Annotated in this window: 22 protein-coding genes; 10 read left to right on the forward strand and 12 right to left on the reverse strand. The window is 61.4% G+C overall.

Translation table 11 applies throughout. The annotated features are described in order from the left end of the window. Nucleotides 1–428: 428 nt before the first annotated feature. The 3 genes from H0482_RS13475 to H0482_RS13485 all read right to left on the reverse strand — a co-directional run bounded on the left by H0482_RS13475 (nt 429) and on the right by H0482_RS13485 (nt 3,246). Complete coding sequence (locus tag H0482_RS13475) at nt 429–1,076, reverse strand: response regulator transcription factor (protein WP_193730590.1); 648 nt, start codon at nt 1,074–1,076, stop codon at nt 429–431. Beyond that, a complete protein-coding gene (locus tag H0482_RS13480) occupies nt 1,073–2,770 on the reverse strand; it encodes a sensor histidine kinase (RefSeq protein WP_193730591.1) in 1,698 nt (565 codons plus the stop codon). Before H0482_RS13480 ends, H0482_RS13475 begins: the two co-directional genes overlap by 4 nt. A 110-nt stretch (nt 2,771–2,880) precedes the next feature. After that, nucleotides 2,881–3,246 (reverse strand): molybdopterin-dependent oxidoreductase, encoded by a 366-nt coding sequence (locus H0482_RS13485; RefSeq protein WP_210319176.1) that lies wholly within the window; start codon nt 3,244–3,246, stop codon nt 2,881–2,883. 338 nt (nt 3,247–3,584) lie between these two features. Between H0482_RS13485 and H0482_RS13490 the strand changes: the two genes are divergently transcribed. The 7 genes from H0482_RS13490 (at nt 3,585) to H0482_RS13520 (ending at nt 11,483) form a co-directional block, all read left to right on the forward strand. Continuing rightward, nucleotides 3,585–4,571, forward strand: a complete 987-nt coding sequence (locus tag H0482_RS13490) for a hypothetical protein (RefSeq protein ID WP_193730593.1) — start codon at nt 3,585–3,587, stop codon at nt 4,569–4,571. Continuing rightward, nucleotides 4,457–5,539, forward strand: a complete 1,083-nt coding sequence (locus H0482_RS13495; RefSeq protein ID WP_193730594.1) for an SH3 domain-containing protein — start codon at nt 4,457–4,459, stop codon at nt 5,537–5,539. The genes H0482_RS13490 and H0482_RS13495 overlap by 115 nt, the downstream gene beginning before the upstream one ends. 15 nt (nt 5,540–5,554) lie before the next feature. Further along, nucleotides 5,555–6,043 carry a hypothetical protein gene (locus tag H0482_RS13500; RefSeq protein ID WP_193730595.1) on the forward strand — a complete coding sequence of 163 codons (489 nt, stop codon included), beginning with the start codon at nt 5,555–5,557 and terminating at the stop codon, nt 6,041–6,043. A gap of 159 nt (nt 6,044–6,202) precedes the next feature. Next, nucleotides 6,203–6,586 (forward strand): DUF983 domain-containing protein, encoded by a 384-nt coding sequence (locus tag H0482_RS13505; RefSeq protein ID WP_193730596.1) that lies wholly within the window; start codon nt 6,203–6,205, stop codon nt 6,584–6,586. Between the two features lie 75 nt (nt 6,587–6,661). Further along, nucleotides 6,662–7,141, forward strand: a complete 480-nt coding sequence (locus H0482_RS13510; RefSeq protein ID WP_193730597.1) for a GbsR/MarR family transcriptional regulator — start codon at nt 6,662–6,664, stop codon at nt 7,139–7,141. After that, complete coding sequence (locus tag H0482_RS13515; protein WP_193730598.1) at nt 7,134–8,333, forward strand: efflux RND transporter periplasmic adaptor subunit; 1,200 nt, start codon at nt 7,134–7,136, stop codon at nt 8,331–8,333. The genes H0482_RS13510 and H0482_RS13515 overlap by 8 nt, the downstream gene beginning before the upstream one ends. A gap of 3 nt (nt 8,334–8,336) precedes the next feature. Next, nucleotides 8,337–11,483: an efflux RND transporter permease subunit gene (locus tag H0482_RS13520; protein WP_193730599.1), complete on the forward strand. Its 3,147-nt coding sequence runs from the start codon at nt 8,337–8,339 to the stop codon at nt 11,481–11,483. 14 nt (nt 11,484–11,497) lie between these two features. Here H0482_RS13520 and pcaF read toward each other — a convergent pair whose 3' ends face one another. Further along, a complete protein-coding gene (gene pcaF, locus H0482_RS13525; RefSeq protein WP_193730600.1) occupies nt 11,498–12,700 on the reverse strand; it encodes a 3-oxoadipyl-CoA thiolase in 1,203 nt (400 codons plus the stop codon). 1 nt (nt 12,701) lies between these two features. Further along, complete coding sequence (locus H0482_RS13530; protein ID WP_193730601.1) at nt 12,702–14,315, reverse strand: GMC family oxidoreductase; 1,614 nt, start codon at nt 14,313–14,315, stop codon at nt 12,702–12,704. Between the two features lie 95 nt (nt 14,316–14,410). Here H0482_RS13530 and H0482_RS13535 point away from each other — a divergent pair, with 95 nt between their 5' ends. Together H0482_RS13535 and H0482_RS13540 are read left to right on the forward strand one after the other, a co-directional pair. Beyond that, entirely contained in the window at nt 14,411–15,295 is an 885-nt protein-coding gene (locus H0482_RS13535; RefSeq protein ID WP_193730602.1) for a LysR family transcriptional regulator, read from the forward strand. A 93-nt stretch (nt 15,296–15,388) separates the two neighbouring features. After that, nucleotides 15,389–16,366, forward strand: a complete 978-nt coding sequence (locus H0482_RS13540) for an MBL fold metallo-hydrolase (protein ID WP_193730603.1) — start codon at nt 15,389–15,391, stop codon at nt 16,364–16,366. A 3-nt stretch (nt 16,367–16,369) separates the two neighbouring features. On the opposite strand, the gene H0482_RS13545 is transcribed toward H0482_RS13540, so the two are convergent. Together H0482_RS13545 and H0482_RS13550 are read right to left on the reverse strand one after the other, a co-directional pair. Next, the gene (locus H0482_RS13545) at nt 16,370–17,899 is read right to left on the reverse strand and encodes a tripartite tricarboxylate transporter permease (protein WP_193730604.1); all 1,530 of its coding nucleotides are present in this window, start codon (nt 17,897–17,899) and stop codon (nt 16,370–16,372) included. 15 nt (nt 17,900–17,914) lie between these two features. Beyond that, the gene (locus H0482_RS13550) at nt 17,915–18,370 is read right to left on the reverse strand and encodes a tripartite tricarboxylate transporter TctB family protein (RefSeq protein WP_193730605.1); all 456 of its coding nucleotides are present in this window, start codon (nt 18,368–18,370) and stop codon (nt 17,915–17,917) included. Nucleotides 18,371–18,562: 192 nt separating this feature from the next. Between H0482_RS13550 and H0482_RS13555 the strand changes: the two genes are divergently transcribed. Further along, nucleotides 18,563–20,641: a 3-hydroxyacyl-CoA dehydrogenase NAD-binding domain-containing protein gene (locus H0482_RS13555; RefSeq protein WP_193730606.1), complete on the forward strand. Its 2,079-nt coding sequence runs from the start codon at nt 18,563–18,565 to the stop codon at nt 20,639–20,641. A gap of 43 nt (nt 20,642–20,684) precedes the next feature. Here H0482_RS13555 and H0482_RS13560 read toward each other — a convergent pair whose 3' ends face one another. The 5 genes from H0482_RS13560 to H0482_RS13580 are packed head-to-tail and all read right to left on the reverse strand — an operon-like array spanning nt 20,685 to nt 24,387. Continuing rightward, nucleotides 20,685–21,881, reverse strand: a complete 1,197-nt coding sequence (locus H0482_RS13560) for a Bcr/CflA family efflux MFS transporter (RefSeq protein WP_193730607.1) — start codon at nt 21,879–21,881, stop codon at nt 20,685–20,687. Nucleotides 21,882–21,909: 28 nt separating this feature from the next. Next, on the reverse strand, nt 21,910–22,356 hold the full coding sequence (locus H0482_RS13565; RefSeq protein ID WP_193730608.1) for a MaoC family dehydratase: 447 nt from the start codon (nt 22,354–22,356) through the stop codon (nt 21,910–21,912). A 12-nt stretch (nt 22,357–22,368) separates the two neighbouring features. Continuing rightward, a complete protein-coding gene (locus tag H0482_RS13570; protein WP_193730609.1) occupies nt 22,369–22,809 on the reverse strand; it encodes a hypothetical protein in 441 nt (146 codons plus the stop codon). 19 nt (nt 22,810–22,828) lie between these two features. Continuing rightward, on the reverse strand, nt 22,829–23,794 hold the full coding sequence (locus H0482_RS13575) for an SDR family NAD(P)-dependent oxidoreductase (RefSeq protein WP_193730610.1): 966 nt from the start codon (nt 23,792–23,794) through the stop codon (nt 22,829–22,831). After that, entirely contained in the window at nt 23,791–24,387 is a 597-nt protein-coding gene (locus H0482_RS13580; protein ID WP_193730611.1) for an SDR family oxidoreductase, read from the reverse strand. The genes H0482_RS13575 and H0482_RS13580 overlap by 4 nt, the downstream gene beginning before the upstream one ends. Nucleotides 24,388–24,459 lie beyond the last annotated feature (72 nt).

Consider the following 24,459-nt stretch of genomic DNA (forward strand, 5'->3'; position numbering starts at 1 on the left):
TTCGCTTTCAACTTCATGTGCACAGCTCAATATGAACAGCCCTACAAAGGGCATCCCCAGTATTATCTGGGCTCGTTAAAGCCTTCTGTTTTAATTAATCCCAGAATTTTCTAGAGAATTCAGAGCAGTTCTAAGATTTTCTTCAAATCCAGTGAGGCTGGCGTTTTATTTCTTATCATCATTAGAGAAGAAAAATCTTTCGTCCTTCCAGCTTTGCGACCCTCTGCTCGTAGGCCGGCATGATGGTTGGCCTCGTGGTTTCCCATCCATCATTGACGAAATCGAGACCTCCTATCGGAAATGGTCATACTCGTGTCTCAGCACTTCTGACTTTGCCGGAGAACAGCACCAGGAAACGAAACCGCCGACAAAACACCTGCTCGGTAATTGCATGACGATTTCTTCATTCGAGAGCCTTGCGGCGGCTGTCATCGCTTGAGCAGGAGGGCAACCAGTTCCGCCTGCCTGCCGGTGTCGGTCTTCTGGAATATGTTGCGCATATGAAAGGCAACGGTGGACCGGGATATACCCAGGTCAGCCGCGATCTGCGTCATTTTCGCGCCTTGGGTAAGCGCTTGGACTATCCGCAATTCTGCGGGCGTGAAGCCATATGACAGCGTCAGCGTTGAAAAATCGGAAGCCGTCGGCTCCATGGTGCGCGCTGAGCGGATTCGATCGATCTGGCGCAAGCGCGCTTCGATTGTCACGAGCAAGAGATCGTAATCTATGGGCTTGACGAGATAATCATCGGCGCCAAGCCGCTTGCCATCAACGATGTGCCGAGGATCGGCAAGGGCGGAGAGGAACACGAAGGGAATTTCGGCATAGTCCGGCCCCCGTTCCTGCAAGGATTCAAGGACACCGTAACCGTTCAGGTCTGGCATGGAGATATCGCAAAGAACCAGATCGGGGGTGACTTGCGCCAGCACGTCGAGGGCGTCCCTGCCATTGCCGGCTTCAATCACCGCATAGCCTGCCTCGACAAGTTCATCCCTGATGTCACGCCGCAATTGCGCTTCATCCTCGATACACAGGATGACAAAGCGCTGCCGGACCGAAGACGGCGCGAATGTCATGCCGGCTCCTGCTCCAGGGCCATGGCTGCAACAGGATCGGAGCCCGAGGCGCTTTTGGGTAACAGCATCGCCAGTCGAACCATGCCTGGCGCCGATTCACGCAATTGCACGTCGCCGCCCTGCAGGCGAGCAAGCATTCTGGCCATATAAAGGCCGACACCGATACCGGGCCGGCCTTCAGTATTGCTGCCGCGATAATAGCGGTCAAACAGCGCCTCGCTTTCGAACAGAACCTCCTGTGTTGCCGCATTGGTCACGACGCATTCGATCTGCGCGCCGACCTCTTCAACGGTGACGTCTATCGGTGTCGCCTTCGGTGAGTATTTCACGGCATTGGACAGAAGATTGGTGAGAATGTGCTCGGCATGCACGGGGTCGCAATAGGCAACGGGAGAAGTATCGTCGGCAAGCGTGACGGTGATCCCTCGTCCTCCCGCATCCTCTGCTTGCCGGGTACAGATGTCCGCAACGAGGTGGCCGAGATCGCAAGCCTGGCTTCGGACTTCGATCTGGCCGGCATCGAGGCGCGCGGCGTCGAGGGTGCTTTCCACCAGCCTGACCAGACGCGCGATGGCGTTGCGGGCTTGCTCACCCCGCTCCAATATCTCTGCCGGGTCAAGTTGATCACGCCGCCGGATCAGGCGCTGCAGCGCGGAATCGACAAGGGCGAGCGGAGTGCGGAACTGGTGCGAGACCATGGTGCCGAAGTTTCGGTAAAGATCGGCAGTGGCCCGCTCCCTGGTCAGGGCTGCATCAAGCTCCTGGGTGCGCGCCTGCACCAAATGTTCCAGATGGTCGCGATGATCGGCAATCTCGCGCTGCGCCGCCCTGCGTTCGGTGACATCGGAGATCAACAGGATGGCACCAATGATGCGGCCAGTGTCCCGCAGCGAGAAGCAGCGCAGATCAACATAAAGCGGTTCGCATTGGTGGGGTGGAAAAAACGGTTGATCCAACAATGCCGCCGCCCGGCCGTGAAGAGCATCGCCCACTGCCTGGTCAACCCTGTCCACTTCGAAGAAACCCGAGAGTTCATGCAGCAAAGACCCTGTTGCACTGTGCGCGCCGTGGCCAAACAGCCGTTCGGCGCCATCATTCCAGACCGTGCAGCGCCGATCCATATCGAGGGCGATGATGGCTTCACCACTGGAGTCGATCAGAAGTTCGGAGAACGCTTTTTCCTTGTTAAGCAGGCGTGTTCGCTGCCTTGCGTCGCGGATCGCCAGCAGAAAATGGAAACAAAGCACGGTGCCTGCCAGCGATATCCCTATCATCAACAAGATGATCTGCCACAATTGCTCGCGCGTTGCGTCAAGCGTAGCGCCCAGATCGTCCCATTCCGCGACCATCGCCTTGTTTGCCGCTTCCGTGAGTGCGGCATTGTAGGGGGCAAGCAGGGCCCTGATGCGCGGCATGGTTTCCGGTCTAGCGCTCATCACCAGCGTGCCAAGCTCAGGCAGGCTTCCATGCAGGGCGTCAAGCGGGGCCGCCGCGCCCAGAGCGTCCATCCGCCGACGTTGCGGACCATCATCGAGCAAGGCAATCCGGCTCAGAAATACATTGTAGCGCAGCTCCATTTGGCCAGCATCAACTTCCCCGGCAACGCTGCCAGCGACGGCCTCACCCAGTTGAAGGCTTGAAATATGTGCCCGCGAGATCACCCAAAGCATGTTCTGGGTGACCTCGATGCGCATGTCCCGCTCAAGGTCGGAAAGGCGCATCAGCGAGAATGCCAAAAGCACGACGAAGAGGACGATGGCAGAAACGGGCAGCGCGACGCCCAGCAATGAACGCGCCCGCCTGCTCATCGGATTTCGAGCCACCGCAATTGCCAGACCCAGCGATAGTCGAAGCGGATATCCTGTAATTCCGCATGCTGGTCACGTGGATAGACTATCCATAGCGGCCCCTTGTCGCTCGGCAATAGCGGCTCGCCATCCATTTCATAGGCGACGAGAACATCGAACCGGTCGAATTCCTCGATGGCGATGTCAATTGCGTAGTCATTGAGGGCTCTCGCTGTCACGGCGGTGCCCTGGGCGCCGACATGGGCCAGAAGATCTCGCATCAGAAAACCGTCGAAGCGGCGCACGCCGTCGGTGACCGCTGTGGTCGTGTCCAACCTGACGGCAGGCAGCGCCCGCAGCATCTCCATGTCGAATTGCGCCACCCCTGGCGCATTTGCCTTTGAAACAGCCCCGCGAACCTCAAGTATGGGTGGGAATTGGGGAGGCAATATTTCAGCCATGTCACGGGCATGGCCGCCAGAAGGAAAATGAAACAATGCCATTGTCAGAACAGATAGGAAAATTCTGTGCAAATTGACGCGCCGCCTCCAGGATTTTAGATGCCTTTTTTCTGCAGGCTTATTTTATCCGTTCCCCCGCCTTCGACGCCTGCTTGCCAATTATACGCAGGCTTTCCGGCATGTCCCTATCCAAATGAACGGGGCATACCTGCTTTAGTCCTGCTAGGTCTGCCGGTCAGGTCCGGGAGGCGGGGTGAAACATGTGGGATTTTAGCATCGGCAATGCACTGGCGATGATGGTGCGGACCATGCCGTTCCTTGTGCTGCGGATGGCGATCTATTTCGGCATCGCGGTTGGCTATGTGCTGGTGACAGGGATCGGCGCGGGCGTCGGCTATGGCATCGGCGGCTTCGGTGACGACGGCTTTCAGGCAAGCGCGACGCTGTGGGGCGGCGCGACGGGCTTCGGCGTGTTCGGTATCGCCATGTATTGGGCGCGCGAATATATCCTCTACATCGTTAAGGCAGGGCATATCGCCGTGCTGGTCGGGCTGATCGACGGCGAGCCGATCCCCGAGGGCAGATCACAGGTCAGCCATGCGACCAGAGTGGTCAAGCAGCGCTTTGCCGAGGCCAGCGTCCTGTTTGCCATCGACCAATTGGTAAAAGGCGTGATCGACGCGATCACCGGGCTGGTGCGCGGCATCCTGACCATTCTGCCGATACCGGGCGCCAGGCAGATTTCGGGCATATTGAACGCCTTCCTGCAGGTTGCCGTCGGCTTCATCGACGAAGTCATCCTCGCCTATGCAATTCGCACGGGCTCGACCAATGCCTGGGGTTCGGCCAGGGAAGCGCTGGTGCTCTACGGGCAGAATTACAAGATCATGCTCAAGAATGCGGCCTGGCTGGCGATCCTTATCTATTTCATGAGCTTTCTGGTGTTTCTGGTCATGCTCGCGCCGGCTGCGCTCGTCGTCTACGCGATGCCGGGCGCTTGGGCGGCCGGTGGCTTCGTGTTCGCGCTGCTGTTTGCCTGGAGCGTCAAGGTGGCTTTGCTGGAGCCATTCGCCATCGCCTGCCTGATGCAGGTATTCTTCAAAACCATCGAAAATCAGCGACCTGATCCCGAATGGGATGCGAGGCTGGAGCAGATGTCCGGCAAATTCCGCAAGCTGAAGGCGCGCGCCATGGGGAACTCGCCTGCGTCCGGCATGCACGGCGATGGCGACGCGCGGACCGCATGAAACAATCCAAAGAACGAAAGACCATGCTGAAAGCTCTGAAGTCGGCGCTGGTCGCATATGGACAGCGCCCGGACGGCGACTGCCGCGACATCGAGACATTGATCGAACCGGGCGGCTCGTCCGGGCACGTTTCATCGGCATGTGGAGGCAGGATGGGCATGACACACATTTTCAAGGCAGCATTGGTTGCCATGGCCTTCTGCATAGCGGTGCCGGCGGCTCATGCCGAAATCGACGGACACGGGCCCGATGCCTGGCGTGTCACCAATGTGACGGTCGGGGACGTGCTCAATGCACGGATGGGACCGGGCACCAATTATCCGGTGATCGAGACATTCAGCGATGATGAGCGCGGACTGCAGCAGATCACCTGCGTGCCATTCTACACTGCCGCGCACTATTCGATGATGACCCAGGCGCAAATCCAGGCATTGCCACCACGCTGGTGCCTGATGCGCGATGCGGATATGCGGAAGGCCGGCTGGGTCTCGCAACGCTATATCACGCCCGATAACGAGCCGCTCTTTGTCTCTGTGGCGGACCAGTCCGGCGAGCACCCGCCTCAGCCATACGCACCCGATCCGGACATCGATCCGATCGCTCAGGCACAGGATCTGGTGCGCGAGGTTTACGAACGCCAGTTCCAGTCAGAAAACAGCAATTTGCCGAGCGCATTCGATCCGGCGATATCCAAGAACTACTTCACCGACGACATCGTCGCCTGGCTTGGCTCCGGCAATATCGGCGCGCATCCGCTTTATGGGGCGCAGGACTTCGACGGCGCCATCGAAGACCCCATGCCCGACCCCTACCAGCCGATGCTGCGCGGCATGATCACCATCAATGTCGATTTCACCAATTTCGGCAGGCAGCAGCGCGCAGTGTTTTTGCTGCGCGCCGACACAACCAAACCCGGCGCGCCGCTACGCATTTTTCGCGTTGAACACGACGGCTGGTCCTATCCCTAAGCAATGGAGAAAGAAGTGATCGCAAAACGCTTGGGAATGGGCGAACGCAGAAGCATATCCGCTGTCATGATCGGCTTGTTCAGCAGCTTGATGCTGACAGGGTGCAGCGCGGAGGCGCCGACAACGGAGCGCTCCGCCGCCCCCGTTACCAGTGTTTTGGAGACAGCCGCGGGTCGTTACGAATTTGCGCCGACCACATGCGCCATCCACGGCCAGGGTGGAGCTGAGGATATTGAAATCCAGGGACCGGGGACGACGCCGGATGGCGAAAAATTCTTCTTCGAATTGTCATCTACCGCAAATGTAATCACCATCGATCTTGGCGTCGATGGCCCCTTCTCTAGCGCCGAGCGCCGGATTCAGGCCGGGCGCGTCTATTCACGGGAGTTCACCATCATGACTTCCGGAAGGCAATTATCCGTGGCCGATCTGGTGTTGGTGGACGAAAATGGCGCATCTATCGATGACGGCGCCACCCTCACCATCGATTGCGATGCGCAATAAGGAACAGAGTTCGGAACAAAAAATGGCGAATGACCGTCGCATAAGTTGCGCTGCGCGCGGCGTCGATCTGACGCGGCGACGCGACGGGCGGGCTTGATATGGTGGGCGTTACAGACTTGACTGAAAGCCGGCAACCTTTGCGACAAAGGATCGTGCAAAATGCCCAAGGAAGTCGATCTACGCCAGAGGCCCGCCTGGTCCGCCATCGGACGCGGCATTCGGTGCAAATGCCCCAATTGCGGCCAGGGCTGGCTGTTCCACCACTATATCGAGCAAGTCGAAAACTGCGCCCATTGCGGTGAGCCCCTCGCCTATTACAAGGCCGGGCTGTTCCTGCCTTTCGTCGTGATCACGCTGGTTATTCACGTCGTCGCCGTGGTGATGCTCCGCATGGAGGTCCAGAATGCAGGCAGTCCGCTCTTCTACCTCTATGTGCTGGTGCCGCTAACCCTGGTGCTGACGCTGGCCATTCTACCCTCTTCGAAAGGCGCCATTCTGGGCCTGATGTGGGCCAAGGGCTGGAGCGACGAACAGGACAAGTAGCGCTCTGCCCACGCCGCCAATAGCGACACGTTTACAGCACGCTTTTCGTTCAGTATGTTCTGAATGATCTGAACTGTGATCCGGCCCATGAGCGCAATTGATCGATTCATCGAAGAAATGGGCATCATCCTGCAGGAGAGCGGAGGATCGAGGATTGCCGGGCGCATCTTCGGGCTGCTGCTCGCCGAGGGGAAGGAACTGAGCCTGCTGCAGATCAGCGAACGGCTGGGCGTCAGCCGGGCGAGCGTCAGCACCAATGCCCGGATGCTGACCAAAAGCGGCGTGCTGAAGCTAACGACGCGGGCGGGCGACCGGCAAGATTACTACCAGATGGCCAAGTTCGCCTATACCGATATTGTTGGCGATCTTTCCGCCCGGTTCCGACGCTATGGGAAAATTTTAGAGCCCTGCGCCCAGGAAGTGCGTGCCGAAGATGAAGAGGCCGCGTCGCGGATAGATCATCTTACAAGCTTTTATAACCAATCTGCGGACATTCTGGACAATTGGGCCGAGACGTTTCGCGTCGAGGGGCCGAACAGGGGCAAAAATGACTGAAGCACATGCCAAGCCGGAATGGGCGCAGAGCCGGCTCGAGAAGGAAAATGCCAGGCGGATTGCCGAAGGCAAGAAGCCCAGGCGCAAGATCTGGCGCTGGATCGTGCTCGGGGTGATCATTGTCGGCGCGCTTGCCTATTTCCTGCTTCAGCCCCCAGCCCCCGAGCCGGCCGAGGACATATCGAACCTCTCGCCGGTCGCCAGGCAATTGCTCCCCACCGAGATCGCCGAAATCCGGCCCACGACCCTGGCTCATTCCGTCAAGGTCACCGGAACTTTGGTGCCGGGCCGGCAATCCAGCGTCGCTTCCATGGCCTCCGGCCGTGTCCTCGAAGTGACGGTTCGGCCCGGCGACAGCGTGTCGGCGGGCGATGTTCTGGCCGAAATCGACCGGGCGACGCTGACCCTGCAACTAAATCAGCAGCGCGCCACGGCGGAAGCGACCCGTATTCAGCTCCTGTCCACACGCCAGCAATTGGAGCGGACCGAGGAACTGGCGCGCCAGGGACTGGCCACACCCTCCGCGCTCGACCAGGCCCGCGCTTCGGCCGCCGCCCTCGAATCCAATTTGGCGGCGCTCGACAGCGGCGTGGAATCGGCGAAAATTGCCCTGGACAACGCCACCGTGCGCTCGCCCCTCGACGGCGTGGTTTCGGCACGCTCGGTGGAGCCGGGCCAAACCATCAATGCCGGCACACCACTTTTCACCATCGTCAATCTCGAAGAGATGGAATTTGAGGCCTCGGCTTCAGTCAATTCAAGCGCCCTCGTCTCCAGCGGACAGAAGGCCACGATATCGGTGACCGGCATTGACGGAACCACGTTTGACGGCGACGTCACCCGGGTCAATCCGGTGGCCATTGCCGGTACGCGCGCGGTTCCGATCTATATCTCCATCGACAACAGGCAGCGCCTGCTGCGCGGCGGCATGTTTGCCACCGGCTTCATCGTGGTGGCGGAAAAGCACGACGCCATCGCCGTACCGGCAAGCGCGCTGCGCGAAGATGCAGAAGGCGATTTCGTGCTGGTCTTGGACCGGGACAATCTCGTTCGCAAAGCGGTGACGCCGGGCGAGCAATGGGATCGCGGCCGCACCGTAGAGATCGAAGGGCTGAGCCCCGGCGACCGGGTGATCATCGCACCGCTCCCCGAGCTGTCGGCAGGGGACGCTTATCAAGTCGTGGGGAGCTGATTCATGTTTCTCACGCGCATAAGCGTCAGCCATCCGGTCTTTGCCACCATGATCATGGTGGCAATCATGGTCTTCGGCATCTATTCCTACCAGCGCCTTCCGGTCGAGCAACTCCCCGACATCGACCTGCCGGTGGTCGCCGTGGTGGTGAGCTATCCGGGCGCCTCGCCGGAGGCCGTGGAAGCCGATATCGTCAAGCCGATCGAAGAAGCGGTGAACACGATCGCCGGACTGGACAATATCCAGTCCGTCGCCCAGGCCGGCCAGGCGATGATCATCATCATCTTCGATCTGGAAGCCAATTCCCAGCAGAAGGCGCAGGACGTTCGCGACAAGATCGACCCGGTCAAGGCCCGGCTTCCAGCCGGTGCGAACGAACCGCAGGTACTGCGCTTTGATCCCGGCGATCTGCCGCTATTGTCGCTGGCCGTCAGTTCCGACACGCTGTCGGACCGCGACCTGACAGCGCTGACCGAAGACATCATCGTCAAGCGCATTTCCAATATCAATGGCGTCGGCAGCGCCACCGTGATCGGCGGCGTGCCCCGCCAGCTCAATATCCAGATCGATCCCGACCGTTTATCCGCCTTCAATATCAGCCCAGGCGCCGTGACCAGCGCCTTGCAGGCCGCCAACAAGGATCTGGCCGCGGGCGCGATCACCCAGGACAGCATCTTGCGATCCATTCAGGTGCTTGGGCGTCTCAAGGACGAACAGGATTTCTACGACATCACCGTGGGCAATCAGGGCGGGCAGCCAGTGCATTTGCGCGATGTCGCCACAATCGAGCAGGGCACAGGAGAAGCCTCCAGCCTGGCTATCCTCAATGGCGAACGCGCGCTGGCCATCGATATCCTCAAGATGCAGGGCGCCAATACGGTGGGGGTCGCCCAGGAGATCCGCAAGACCATCGATCGGCTGTTGGCCAGAGAATTGCCCAAGGACCAGGTCCATATTCAGGTCGTGGTGGATAATGCCAAGCCGGTGGAGGATTCATTCCATGCGGTGCAGAACATGCTGATCGAAGGCGCTATCCTCGCCGTCGTCATCGTGTTCCTGTTTCTTAATTCCTGGCGCTCGACCATCATTACCGGCCTCACCCTCCCGATCTCGATCATCGGCACCATGGTGGCGCTGAATTTCCTCGGCTTCTCGCTGAACACGATGACGCTTCTGGCTCTGTCTTTGGCGGTCGGCATTCTGATCGACGACGCCATCGTGGTACGCGAGAACATAACCCGGCACCTCCATATGGGCAAAACCCATTTGCGGGCCGCGCTCGACGGCACCAACGAGATCGGCCTCGCCGTCATGGCCACCACGTTGTCCATCGTAGCGGTGTTCCTGCCCGTCGCCTTCATGGACGGGATCATGGGCCGGTTCTTCCTGCAATTCGGCGTGACCGTTTCCGTCGCGGTGCTGATTTCGCTATTCGTTGCGTTCACGCTCGATCCGATGATGTCGAGCGTCTGGTATGATCCGGCAGCCAATCCCGATGCCAAACGCGGACCTGTAGGGCGGGCGGTGCAGCAGTTCGACCGGTTTTTCGAATGGGTGACCGAGGGCTATCGCCATCTCATCCGCTGGGGCCTCAAATACCGCAAATCGGTGCTGCTCATCGCCCTGTTGTCGCTGGTGGGCTCGGTCATGCTGTTTCCTCGCGTCGGCGTCGAATTCGTTCCCGCGACGGATACCGGCATTTTTACCGTGTCGGTTGAGACCCCGGCCGGGTCATCCAAGGATTACACCGCCAGCAAGCTACGGCAGGCCGAGACCATCATTCGCGCCGTGCCGGAAGTAAAAAATACCTATTCGACCATTGCTGGCAGCATGGCCGCATCGGGCTCCAATAGCGGCACGCTGACCGTGACGCTGGTGGACAAGGAACTGCGCGACCGCTCGCCGGACCAGGTCATGCCGGAAATTCGTCGGGCGCTGGAAGCCGTGCCGGGGGCCACATTCCAGGTGGCGGTGGCATCCATGCTGGGCGCAGGAACCGCTCCGGTGTCGGTGACGCTATACGGCGACAGTTTCGAGGTGCTGGAGCGTCTGGCTGACGAACTGATGGCCGACATGGGCCGGATAGGCGGCCTAATCGACATCGCCTCCAGCTTGGACGAGGCTCAGCCGGTCATCGGCATCCAGATCAATCGGGAACTGGCAGACAGCCTGGGCATCTCGCTCGGCCAGATCGCCGCCACGCTGGGGCCGCTGATCAGCGGCGAGGAGGTAGCCGATTGGACTGCGCCGAACGGCCAGGTCTATTCCGTGGTGGTTCGGCTGCCAGAAGATCTCCGCAATGACGTCGAGGCCATCGGCAATCTGCCCATCGCACAATCGGGCGCGACCGGTTCCTCATCCATGATCACCCTGAACCAGGTCGCCGACATCATCGAAAGCACCGGCCCGGCTACGATCAACCGGCAGGATCTGCAGCGCGGGGTCACCGTCACCGCCTCGACCGAAGGCGTCGAATTGGGAACGATCTTGCCGCAATTGCAGGCCGCCATAGATCGGCTGGACTTCCCAACGGGCTATCGCAGCTCCTTCGGCGGAGAGGTCGAGCAGATCGCCGACACGTTCGGCTCGGTGGGATCGGCGCTGCTGTTGGCAGTGATCTTCATCTATCTGGTGCTGGCCAGCCAGTTCGGCAGCTTCCTGCAGCCGCTGGCGATCATGGGCTCGCTTCCCTTGGCGATCATCGGCGTGATGGTGGGCCTGTTGATTGGGGGATCGACGCTCAACATGTTCTCGGCCATCGGCTTCATCATGCTGATGGGTCTCGTGGTCAAGAACGCCATCCTATTGGTCGACAATGCCAACCAGCATGTCAGGGAAGGCTGGAACCTTTACGACGCGCTGGTCGAAGCCGGGGTCACCCGGTTCCGGCCGATCATCATGACGACGCTGGCGATGATCTTCGGCATGCTGCCGCTGGCGCTGAGCCTGCACGAGGGCAGCGGACAGAATGCGCCCATGGCTCATGCAGTGATCGGTGGGCTGATCAGCTCGACGGCGCTCACCTTGCTCGTCGTTCCGGTGCTGCTGACCTATATCGACAGCTTCAGTGCCTTTGTCCGCCGCTTCATGCCCAAGGCGCCTGATGACAGGGAGCACCAGGCTCCCAAAGGCGAGGCGGCAGCTCACTGAGCCGCCGCCAAGGCCTAGACAAGTTCAAGCGCGATGGCGATGCCCTGGCCCACGCCGATGCACATGGTGGCGAGCGCCCGGCGCTTGCCGGTGAGGCTCAATTCAAGCGCCGCCGTACCGGCAATGCGGGCGCCGCTCATGCCGAGCGGATGACCGAGGGCAATGGCGCCGCCATTGGGGTTCACCCGCGCATCGTCCTCGGCAATACCGAGATCGCGCAGCACCGCGATGCCCTGGCTGGCGAAAGCTTCGTTGAGTTCGATGACGTCGAAGTCGGCGGCGCCAAGCCCGAGGCGCGCAAAAAGCTTGCTACTGGCGGGGGCCGGTCCCATGCCCATGATCCGTGGCGGCACCCCGGCCGTCGCGCCACCGAGAATACGAACAATGGGTGTGAGGCCATGCCGCTTCGCGGCCTCTTCTGAGGCGATGATCAGCGCCGCAGCGCCGTCATTGACTCCCGAGGCATTGCCGGCAGTCACCGTGCCATCAGCAAAGAGCGGTCGCAGCCGCGCCAGCGTTTCCATGCTGGTGCCGGGCCGTGGATGCTCATCGCTGCTGACGAGGAGCGGATCGCCCTTTTTCTGCTGGATGGCAACCGGGGCGATTTCCCGGCCCAGCCGGCCATTTTGCTGCGCGGCTATGGCCTTGTCCTGGCTGCGGGCCGCAAAGGCGTCCTGGGCCTCGCGCGAGACATTGAATTGCTGCGCGACATTCTCGCCGGTCTCGGGCATGGATTCGACGCCATATTGCGCCTTCATGGCCGGATTGATGAAGCGCCAACCGATCGTGGTGTCGTAGATTTCCGCCTGGCGCGAGAATGCGGTTTCCGCCTTGGGCAGAACGAAGGGCGCCCGCGACATGGATTCGGTGCCACCGGCAATGATCAATTCGGCCTCGCCGGAGCGGATGGCCCGGGCGGCCATGATCACCGCGTCCATGCCCGAACCGCAGAGACGGTTGATGGTCGTGCCGGAGACGCCGACAGGCAGGCCGGCGAGCAGGGCGCTCATGCGGGCGACATTGCGATTGTCTTCGCCAGCCCCATTGGCATTGCCGAAGATCACATCGTCCACCGCCTCCCAATCCACACCGGCCTGTTCGTCGATGAGGGCCTTGATTGGAACGGCGCCGAGATCGTCGGGACGCGCGGCGGACAGCGAGCCGCCGAAACGGCCGATCGGGGTGCGCCTATAGGCGCAGATAAACGCTTCGGTCATGTCAGTGCAGTCCTGCCTCTTGAAGAATGGCGGCCGACGCCTTCTCCGCGATCATGATGGTGGGAGAATTGGTGTTGCCAGAGGTGATGAAGGGCATGGCCGAGGCATCGACAACCCGCAAGCCAGCCACGCCGAAGACCCGAAGATCCTTGTCGACGACCGCCATCGGATCGCTTTTCACGCCCATGCGCGCCGTGCCGACGGGGTGGAAAATAGTGGTACCGATATCCCCTGCCACTTTGGCGAGATCGTCATCGCTTTCAAGATGCGCACCGGGCCGGAACTCCTCGGGCCGGTATCGAGCCATGGCGGGCTGGCTCATGACCTTGCGGGCGCAGCGAATGGACTGGGCGGCCACCAGCCGGTCCGCTTCTGCCGACAGATAGTTCGGCGCTATGATCGGCGCCTGATCGAAGGCGGCGGACCGGATATGCACGCTGCCCCGGCTTTCAGGCCGCAGGTTGCAAACGCTCACCGTGATGGCGGGAAAATCGTGCATGGCATCGCCAAATTTATCCAGCGAGAGCGGCTGAATATGGAACTGGATATTGGGTGTGTCGTGGCGATCCGAAGAGCGGGTGAACGCGCCCAGTTGCGAGGGCGCCATGGTCAGCGCGCCACGTCGCATGAACAGATATTCCAGCCCCATCATGCCGCGCCGCACCAGCGAGCGGTAGAGCATGTTCATGGTGGGCACGCCGGAAACCTTGTAGATGGGCCGCAATTGCAGATGGTCCTGCAGGTTGGCGCCGACGCCGGGAAGGTTGGCAGTGACCTCGATGCCCAGACCGCGCAGATAGTTGGCATCACCGATGCCGGAGCGTTCGAGAATGGCCGGGCTTGCCACCGCACCCGCCGACAGGATCACCTCGCGGCGAGCGCGTATGACCTGCCTTGTTCCCTGGCGCATCAGACTGACGCCCCTGGCCTTGCCGTATTCGACAATGACGCGCTCGACCAGCGCATTGGTGAGGATTTGCAGGTTTGCACGTTTCAATGCCGGCCGGAGAAAACCCCGCGCCGCGCTCCAGCGCCGTCCCAGCTTCTGGTTGACGTCGAAATAGCCGCAACCTTCATTGCTGCCGGTATTGAAATCGGAACTGGCGGGGATGCCAGCGCTTTCGGCGGCCTCGATGAAGGAATCGAGCACCTGCCAGCGCAGACGTGGCTGCTCGACGCGCCATTCGCCCCCTGTCCCATGCATGGCCTCAGCGCCGCGCCAATTGTCCTCGTGGCGCTTGAACAGAGGGAGCACGTCGTCCCAGCCCCAACCCTCAAGGCCCATATCGCGCCAGCGGTTATAGTCAGCCGCTTGGCCACGCATATAGATCATGGCGTTGATGGCGGAGGAGCCGCCCAGCACCTTGCCACGCGGATAGGCCAGATCACGGCCATTGAGACCCGGCGTAGGCTCGGTGCGGAACAACCAATCGGATCGGGGATTGCCGATGGCGAACAGATAGCCGACCGGAATGTGGAACCAGATCCAATTGTCCTTCCCCCCGGCCTCAAGCAGCGCCACGCTGTATTTGCCGTTCTCGGACAGGCGGTTGGCCAATACGCAACCCGCAGACCCGCCGCCGCATACAATAAAGTCGAATTCCAGATCGCTCATCACTTGCACCTCTGGATTGCGAGCCTAATGTGCGAAAATGCTCGCGCAAACAGCAAATCCTGCACATATATCGGGCAAAAATGCACGAGGAAGTCATGGCGGCCTTTGACTGGAACGATCTGCGGTTTTTCCTCGAAGTGGCGCGCACCGGCACTTTGAGCGGCGCTTCCCGGATATTGGGCGCCGACCACACCACAGTGGGCCGGCGCATCACCGCGCTTGAAAACGCCCTAGGCCAGACGCTGTTCCGGCGCAGCCTGGCCGGTTATGGCCTCACGCCAGCGGGCGAGGATTTGCTCGCGCATGCCGAACAGATGGAGACCCTGGCACTGCGGTCAGGCGCCGGATCGAGCCAGCCGGGCACGACCATGGGAGGCGTGGTGCGGCTGACCACCACCGATGGGTTCGGCAATTTCTTTCTCGCCCGCCACCTGCCCCGCTTCACCGCCTCCCATCCAAGACTGGTCGTGCAACTTGCCCCCATACAGCAGACCCAATCGCCCTCCCATCGCGACGGCGATCTGCTGGTCACCCTCACCGCCTCGGGCGCACGGTTTTCCTCGGAGCAGCTGGCCGAATACGGGCTCGGCCTTTATGCCAGCCCGGCCTATCTGGAACATTACGGCGCGCCGACGCGGCGCGACGACTTACGACCGCACCGGCTGGTCGGCTATATCGAAGACCTGCTGTTCTCGCGCGAACTGGACTATCTCGATGAAGTGCTGCCAGGTCTGCGGGCACAGGTGCAATGCTCAAGCCTGCAAGCCCAAGCGGAGGCGACTCGGGCGGGCGCTGGCATCTGCGTCCTGCCTCACTATCTGGCGCGGCAGATAGACGGCCTCGCGCCGGTCCTTGCCGGCGAGGTCGCATTGCGCCGCCATTACTGGCTCAATCTCGCGCCGGCGACCGAACGCGCGCCGCGCGTGCATGCAGTGGCCGATTTTCTGCGCCAATTGGTGAAAGAAACAGATTTCGGGTAGGCGGAACCCTGCAAAGGTGCTGCGCAGAGGTTTGGCATTGTTCGACGCGCGCTAGAGGCTAAATCTCGTGCGGATCAAACAAGGCACTCCCCATTGTCGCTTTCCCCTCTTTTATCGGTGACGCCCGAACTGCGCCGCCTCGTTTCGCCTATGCGCCGCTTTGCCTCCGTCAATGCCTGGATCGTGGGGCCGAAGGGCAGGCAAATCGTCGTCGATACCGGTATGTGCGGCACCGAAACCAAACATATCTGGCGTCGTGCCGAAGAAAGCGGAGCGCTTGGTGGGGTTGAGGCTATTGTCGTCACGCACATGCATCGCGACCATGCCGGGCAGGTGCGCCATCTGCAGCGGCAGTTCGGGGCAAAGCTCCTCATGAGCGCGCGCGAACATGCAGACGCGCTGGCGGCGAGCATAGTCACGCCGGACGAAAACAGATCGCGATTGCGGGATTTTCTCCTGGCGCTCGGCATGGATGATGAGGACGCCGGCGCGAGCGTGCCGATCGATTATTCCATGCTCGCACCCTTTCCGGCGGACGTTCTCGCGCTGGAAGACGACGAATGCCTGTCTCTGGCCGGGCGGAGGTGGCGCGTCCTGCTTGGGGGCGGTCATTCTGCGGCGGCGGTGTGCCTGATGGCGGAAGACGAGAGCCTGTTCTTTTCGGGCGATCAAGTCCTCGCCGGTTCCGGCGCCCATATTGCCGTCTGGCCCGGCGCACCAGAGGCCGATCCGCTCGCCGATTATTTTGCCTTCCTCGACCGGCTCGCCTCGCTTCCCGAACAGATGCTGGTACTGCCCGGCCATGGCCTGCCGTTCTCCGGTCTCGCGGCCCATGCGCGGTCGCTGCGCGGGCAACATGAGGATCGCCTCGCCAAATTGGGAAAAGCAATGTCCGGTGCCATGACCTGCGTAGAAATGGCGCCGCTGGTGTTTTCCGAAAGGGCGATGCGGCGTTTTGCCGAGCTCATTCCGGCTATGACGCTCAGCCTCGCCAATCATCTCTGGTATCGGGGCGCCCTCAGGCGCCACCGCTCCGACAATGGCCTTTACCTCTTCGAAAAGGCACTTTGATGCCTACCCTTGGTTGTCGACGGTAACGTCGCTCGCTGCCTTGCGGATGGATCGTCGCAGCAGCGGCAGGCCCGCGGTCGCGACCAGCGTCACGAGGCTCAAGACGATGAAGGTCGCAGAAACCGGCGTTGAAACGAAGATCTCGAACGAGCCGCGCGACAGCAGCAGCGCCCGGCGCATATATTCTTCGATCATGGGGCCAAGAATGAAGCCGAGCAGCAAGGGTGCGGCCGGATAGCGGCCCAGGATCATGAATACCCCAACAATTCCGAAGCCGATGACGACGAAAATGTCGAACACGTTGTTGCGGATCGAGAACACGCCAACGCAGATGAAGAAGAGCATGGCCACATAGAGCGCATCATAGGGAATTTTGAGGATGCGCACGAAAAGGCCGATAAAAGGCAGGTTCAGTACCAACAGAATGACATTGCCGATCCAGAAGCTGGCGATCAGGCCCCAGAACAATTCGGGATGCTGATTGACGAGACCCGGTCCGGGCGCAATGCCGTGGATCATCAGCGCCCCCAGCATCACTGCCATCACCGCGTCGCCTGGAATGCCGAGACTCAGGGTGGGAATGAACGCGGATTGCACTGCAGCATTATTGGATGCTTCCGGCGCGGCGATACCCGCCATGGCGCCCTTGCCGAAGATGGCGGGTGTCCGGGAAACGCGTTTCTCGGTGGCGTAGGCCATGAAGGAGGCGATGGTGGCGCCAGTGCCGGGTAGGACGCCCAGCACAGTACCAAGCAGAGTACCGCGCACTGTGGGCATGGTGCTTTCCTTGATGTCCTGGCGCGTGGGGATAAGCGAGCGCAGCGTCACGTCATGCACCTTGAACGGACTGCCGTCGCTGCGCATGAGATTGACGAGAATTTCGGCAACGCCGAACAGGCCCATGGCCAGAGCCACGATGCTCAGCCCGTCCGACAATTCGGACATGCCGAACTGAAAGCGCTGTACGCCGGTATTCATGTCCATACCCACCGTGCCCAGCGCCACCCCGACCACGACCATGGCGAGGCCCTTAAGCATCGAGCCCCCCGACAGCGTCGAGGCCGCGATGAGGCCGAAAATCATAATGGCAGTGTATTCGGGGGCCCCGAAGGCCAGTGCCACATCGGCCAGCACGGGGCCCAGCAACATCAGCACCAGAATGGCGAAGGAACCGCCGACAAAGGACGAGAGGGTGGTGATGGCCAGAGCCACTCCGGCCCGGCCCTGCTTGGCCAGCGGATAGCCATCGAGGCAGGTGATGGCATTGGTCGCGGTGCCCGGGATATTAAGCAGGATAGAGGCGATCGAGCCACCATATTGCGCCCCATAGAAAACGCCCGCCAGCATGATGATGGCCGTGGTCGGCTCCATGTAGAAGGTGAGCGGCAGCAGCATGGAAATGGTAGAGAGCGCTCCGATGCCCGGCAGGAGCCCGACCACGGTGCCGAGCGCCACGCCCACGAGGCAGAACAGCAGGTTGTTCCACTCCAAGGCCGTCGCGAAGCCCATCTGGATGGCGGAAAGATAATCCATATTCGTTCCTTTCGCCTACCAAGGGAAAGCGCGCATGGGCATGCCCAGGCCATAGATGAACAATAGCCAACCCAGCGCCGGCAGCAGCACGATGGTAAGGGCGATGCGCCTCGCATTTGGCTTGGGATAGGCAAAGGCCGAGAGCAGCGCCATGACGATCGTGGCGATGATCAGTCCAGCCGGACGCAGGAGCAGAGCCCAGGCCAAAAGCCCGGCGAAGACGAAAAGGGCCGGGCGCAGGCTGAGTTTTCCGCCTTCGACCGGCAGGCCGCCGTCTGGAACTTTCCAGAAAATCAGGCCACCGAGAAAGGCCATGGCAAACCCGGCAACCATGGGGAAGAAGCCCGGTCCCATATTGTTGAGCGTACCCAGCGGATAGCTGAACGACTGGGCTGCGATGGCCAGACCAAGAACCAGAATGACCAGGCCGCCGATCCGCTCGGGCCAGGGCAATAAAACAGCAGCGCTCAACTTCGCCTCCCTGTGGGTCCATGACCAGCATGGACATGAATTCGGCTTGGGCCGTTCTGCCTATCGTGCAGTTGAATGACCTTAGAAAAACTGCAAAATGTCACAAACGATCTTTGCGAATTTTGAAAAGATCACGCCGCGGTAAACAGGCTACAGCTTTGGCATATCCTGGCCCTTGCTGCGAGAACGAGCGTGACAGAAATCCGTTATTCCGACGAGGCCTTGCCGACAAGCACCGCTGTCCGTGTGGACCGGCGGGGCGGCATCGCTTTGATATTCATCGACAACCCGCCGGTCAATGCCAGTTCCGTCGCCGTGCGCCAGGGTCTGTTGGCGGCGATCGGGCAGGTGAGCGTGGACAACACGCTGTCCGGGATCGTCATCGTGGGCGCGGGCAAGTCCTTCATTGCCGGATCGGACATCAAGGAGTTCGGCAAGACCCTGCCACCGCCGGAACTGCCTGAAATCCTCGCAGCCATCGAATCGTGCGCCTTGCCCGTCATCGCTGCTATTCACGGCTCCGCACTGGGCGGAGGCTATGAATTGGCGCTGGCCTGCGACTGGCGCATCGCCGTGCCCGACGCCATGCTCGGCCTGCCCGAGGTCGGTCTCGGCATGATCCCCGGAGCGGGCGGTACGCAGCGCCTGCCGCGTCTCGTCGGCCTGCCGACGGGGATCGAACTTATCACCTCCGCCAGGCGGGTGGCCGCTCCCGAGGCGCTAGCGCTGGGGATGATCGATGCCTTGGCCGGCAATGACCTCATCGGCGATGCGATGGCCTTCCTGGCGGGCAAAGGCAAGCGCCTCGCCAGCCAATTGACTCCGCCTCCGGCCAGCCGCGAAAGCATCGACGCTGCCGCCGATGCCGCGCTGAGGCGAGGTCGCGGGCGCGAATGCGTGATCGAGGCAGTCGCTGCCGTCCGCCTCATCGAAACCACCCCGGTGGCGGAGGCGTTGCACATCGAGCGCGCCGCATTTCAGCGGTTGCGCACCGGCGAGGAAGCCAGCGCGCTGCGATATAACTTCTTTGCCGAACGCGCCGCGGCAAAGCCCCTGGAAGCCGCGCCGCTCCTGCCAATTCACCGCGCCGGCGTGGTCGGCGCCGGAACCATGGGCGCCGGCATTGCCGCGGTCCTGCTCGCGGCAGGTCTGCCGGTCGTATTGATCGACAGCAATGAAAACGTGCTGGCGCGCGCACGCGACGCGATCAGCAAGACTCTGGGCGATCTGGAAAGGCTCGGAAAGCTACGAGGCGCGGATGCCGCCTCCCGCTTGTCTGCACTTGAGACGAATACGGCCTTCGAGCACCTTGCGGGAACCGACTTCGTCATCGAAGCCGTGTTCGAAGATCTGGCAGTCAAGACCGAGGTCATATCCCGGCTTGGCGCGTTGCTGCCGGAACAAACCATTATCGCCACCAATACATCCTATCTCGACATCGAGACATTGGCCGCCGCCAGCGGCCGATCAGACCGGTTTGTCGGCCTGCATTTCTTCGCGCCGGTGCCGCGAATGAAGCTGCTCGAGATCGTGCAATGCGCGACAACCGCGCCGGAAATTGTTGCCAGCGCCTTTGCGTTGGCGAAGAAAATTGGCAAGCTGCCGGTCCTGGCCAGACCTTGCGAGGGCTTTATCGGCAATCGCATCTATGCCCGCTATCGCGCCCAGTGCGAATATGCGCTCGATGATGGCGCCCTGCCCCAGACCATCGACGCAGCCGCCACCAAGCTCGGTTTTGCCATGGGGCTTTTCGCCGTCTCCGATATTTCCGGCCTCGACATCGCCTGGCGCCTGCGCCAGAGCAAGGCGTTCGGTCGCGATCCGCGCGAACGCTATGTGACGCTTCCCGATGCCGTATGCGAATTGGGGCGGCTGGGGCGAAAGACCAATGCCGGCTGGTACGACTACGACGAAGACGGCAAGCCGATTCCGTCGCCTCAGGTCAACCAATTGGTCGAAGCCAATGCCGAGCTCAACGGCCGGACAGCGCCGGACGGCCAGACCATCGCCGATGCCATCATGGGCGCGATCATCAACGAAGCGGCGTTGATCGTCTCCGAGGGCATTGCGCGTTCGCCCCGGGATATCGATGTGATGCTGACCAATGGCTATGGCTATGCCAAGTCCAAGGGTGGCCCACTGTTCCAGGCCGCTCGCATGCCGCAGGAGCGGGTCGAGGCGCTGGTGAATCTGGCCGAAAAAAACGTGGGCTGGGGTTTCCGCCGGGGCGATGTGGCTGGGCTGCTGGCCGGCCTGCGCGAGGCGCAATAAGCATCTCCTCTGTCTCGCCGCACATTGCCACGAGACAGAGACCTCATGCGCTTGAATCTCGGTCGAGATGATGCCAGGCCAGCCCCGTAAGGGCGCCGAAAATGATGCTGGATCCAACCAGCAAGCCCATGGCGTGGGCGGGCTCGACAAAGAGCGTTGCCAGCAATCCAATGATGAAGCCGGTGGCGATCTGCATGAAGCCATGCAGGGCGGAGGCGGCGCCTGCGCGTTCCTTGTGAGTCGAAAATGCCGCCGTCATCACTGCGGGCGCGGCATGGGCATAGCCGAATGCATATAGCGCGACCGGCAGCATGACGCTCCAGAATGTGGGCTCCATAGCCATCGTTCCGACCATCAGCGCCAAGGCGCCGATCAAAGCGATGCCGGCGCCCCAGGGTACCAGTTGCGCCGCCGCGAAGCGGCGCAGCAGGAACCGCGTCCACAGCGAAGCCAGCATATAGACGCCCGATTGCAGGAACATCCCAAGACCGAATTCCTGGGGCGAAATGCCGACGCGGGAAATCAGCAGGAAAGGCAGGATGCTGGCCTGCCCATAAATGGCCCCCGCGCATCCCGCCGTGCAGAGGGCGGGCAGGAGAAAGGCGCGACTGGTCAGCAGCATCCCCATGGAACGGAGCATGCCGAGCGGCCTCAAACGTGCAAGATCGACCGGAACGGTTTCAACGATGAATATCCCCGCCAGCAGCAGCGCCACCATGCCATGGACGACCATGGCGACAAAAATCCAGTGATAATCTCCAAAGGCGAGCATCAGGCTGCCGATGGCAGGGGCAATGGCGGGTCCGGCAGCGATGATGATCGCCATCATGTTGAGAATGCGCGAGGAGGCCTGGCCGGTGAACAGATCGCGCACCAAAGCGCGCGAAATTACCAGCCCCGCTGAAGCGCCGACACCTTGAAAGGCGCGCGCCACGATCAGGGTTTCAATAGTGGGCGCAACGAGGCAGGCGATGGCCGCGACCAGATAGAGGGAAAAAAAGCCGAGCGCCACATTGCGCCGTCCCAGGCCGTCCGAGAGCAGGCCACAAAGCAATTGCCCCAGTGCCAGCCCGATATAGAAAACAGAGATCGTAAGATTGCCGGCGGCTTCGCTCGTTCTGAACCCGCCAACGATAGTCGGCAAGGCCGGCGTGTAGATGGCGACCGAAAGCGGGCCCAGCGCGACCATGATCGCGCCGACCAGCCCGAGCCGCCTTTCGCTCATGGCCGAGCCCGACATACCGACCAGATCTCCCCCTGCGTCCGCCTTAGGCGCCCCGCACCCAGGCGGTGCCGACGGTCAGCTTCTTGCCCTTGTCATCCTCGCACCAGACATCAAGCGTGTGCTCCGCCTTGCCCTCGGCATTGACGATGACAGTGTTGACGCGGGCGCAGGCTATGACCTGCATGTTCTCGTAGATCGGCGCGATATATTTGGTCGATAGCCGGCTGCGGCAGGCAAATTGCGGCCCGAACACATCGACCAGCAAGCCCTGGATCCAGTTGGTGGAGATCATGCCATCGGCGATGATGCCGGGCAGTCCCTGCTTGCGGGCATATTCGTCATCGTCATGAATGGTGGGCGGCTGGGTATGGACCCGACCGTCATCGGCCCCGATCGTGGGCTGACCATCGACATACCAGCGCATGCGTTCGCGGGTCATGGCGCGCGCGCGGGTGCGGAATTCGGTGCCGGCTTCAAGAGAAAGGGTCATGGCGAAAACTCCTTAGGCGGCTTCGGTTTTCTGGGAATAGGCGAGGATCACCTGATCGCGGTAGCGCACCAGCAATTGGCCGGTTTCGACATTGGTCAGTTCCATTTCCAGCAAAACGTATTCGCGGCCCTTCTTGAGGAACCGGTCCAGGATACGGCCGACAACGCTGAGCTTGTCACCGACCCGGGCGGGCGCGAAGACTTCGGCGTCATATTCGTAATGGATGCGCGCGGTCGGCCCCGTGCCGGCAGGACAGGCGGCATTGTAGAGCCGCAGCTTGTCGAGATGGATCAGGGTTGGCGGCATGATCAGGCCATCGGCGCCCTGGAAGCATTCATGATGCATTTCCACGATATGGGAATATTCGCGGATGACGAAGGCGCTGAGCGTATATTCGACCGGTCCGAGCACATCGCCTTTGTCGAGATCGGTGACGAATTGTCCAATGGCCATTTGCTGCCTCTCTTTTTTCTCAGGGATCGGGGGACGCCGGGCCGGAAATGGGCGCCCAGCGAAACACGTCTGTGATGACTTCAAGCGGTGTCAGGAACGGCGTCCAGGCGGCAATGAGATGCTCCTCGAACCAAGGCGCCGACCACGGTTTGCTGCTGGAAATATCGCGCTGGGGCGAGGGATGGCCGTAAAGGTAGAGCTCACTGCCGCGCGCGCCGATGATCTGGCCGTTAAGCGCTACGGAAGCGTTGCTGCCGAGAAAGGCGACGACCGGAGCCATATGCTCGGGCACCGAGGCCAGGCGGGCGCGGCGCAGGTTTTCCTGCGCTTCGGGCGTCAGCAGATGCCTGCGCGCATTGTCGGTCAATTCGGTCATGCGGCTGGTGCTTGAGGGCACGATGCAATTCGAGCGGATGCCCAGCGACCCCAGATCGCGGGCAAGCGTCTGCGACAGCCCCACTATGCCCAGCTTGGCTGCGGCGTAATTGGTCTGTCTGGTGCTGCCAACCAGACCTCCGGCCGATGACATATGGACGAAGGCGCCGCTCCTTTGCCGCACGAAAAGCCGGGCGGCGGCATGGCTGAGATAGACGGCGCCATGAAGATTGGTCTCGAGAACGCCGCGCCAATCGCTTTCGGTCATGTCGCCAAAAGCGCCCATGCGGATAATGCCGGCATTGTTGATGACGATGTCGAGCCTGCCGTACGTGTCCATGGCCTGCTCGACCATGGCCTGGCCGGAGGCGCGCTCGGTGACGCTCAGCATATTGGCGACCGCCTCGCCACCTTCGGCGCGGATCGCCTCGACCACGACATCGGCGGCCTTGACCGAACCGGCGTCTCCGGCCACCGACACGCCGAGATCATTGACAACGATGCGGGCGCCGAGCCTGGCCATGTGCTGGCAGACAGCACGACCGATCCCGCCTCCGCCTCCGGTCACGATGGCGACTTTTCCTTCCAATGTCGAAGCCGGTGCCGTCATTGGGCGCTCTCCATATCCAGGCGGGGTAGAAAGGGCGCCCAGCGAGAGGCCTGCCGGGAGAGCGAGGCTTCGTCCCAGCCGGTATCGCTATGGGCCACGCGCAACGGCCTCGACTGGGCGAAAAGCTGCAATCGGTCGGGCGTGATGGCGGCGAGCTGACCGGAGATGGCACGCCCCTCGGGACCGCATAGAAACAGGACCAGTTCGGCCATTGCAGCCAAAGCCGCAGGCTCCGGATTTAGGGCGATGATATTGGAGCGCACCCTGTCCTTGAGATCGAGAGCGATGCCGCGCGACAATCCAGCCGTGGCGTAGCTCAAAGTTGCGGCACTCCCGGTCTCAACCGCACCCGGCAGGCCATCAGCATGCACCAGATTGACGATGGAGCCACCATTGCCGGCCAGCATAAGTCGTGCGACGGCCTGGCCGATGCGAAAACGGCCATTGAGCTCAATATCGGCGGCTTCATCCCAGCGATCGAGATCGATCTGGTCGAAGCGCACCGCTTGGTGCAAGGCTGGCGTGGTGACGAGCCCATCGGGGATCCAATTGTCCGGCAGATCGAGGACAGCCGTGCCGGATGGCACAGTCACCACCTCGGCTCCGGCCTCCTCAAGCCTTTCGGCAAGCAAGGACCACAGTCCAGTCGGAACCGCACTGACAAC

It is taken from the genome of Devosia faecipullorum, assembly GCF_015158295.1.
Classification (GTDB): domain Bacteria; phylum Pseudomonadota; class Alphaproteobacteria; order Rhizobiales; family Devosiaceae; genus Devosia; species Devosia faecipullorum.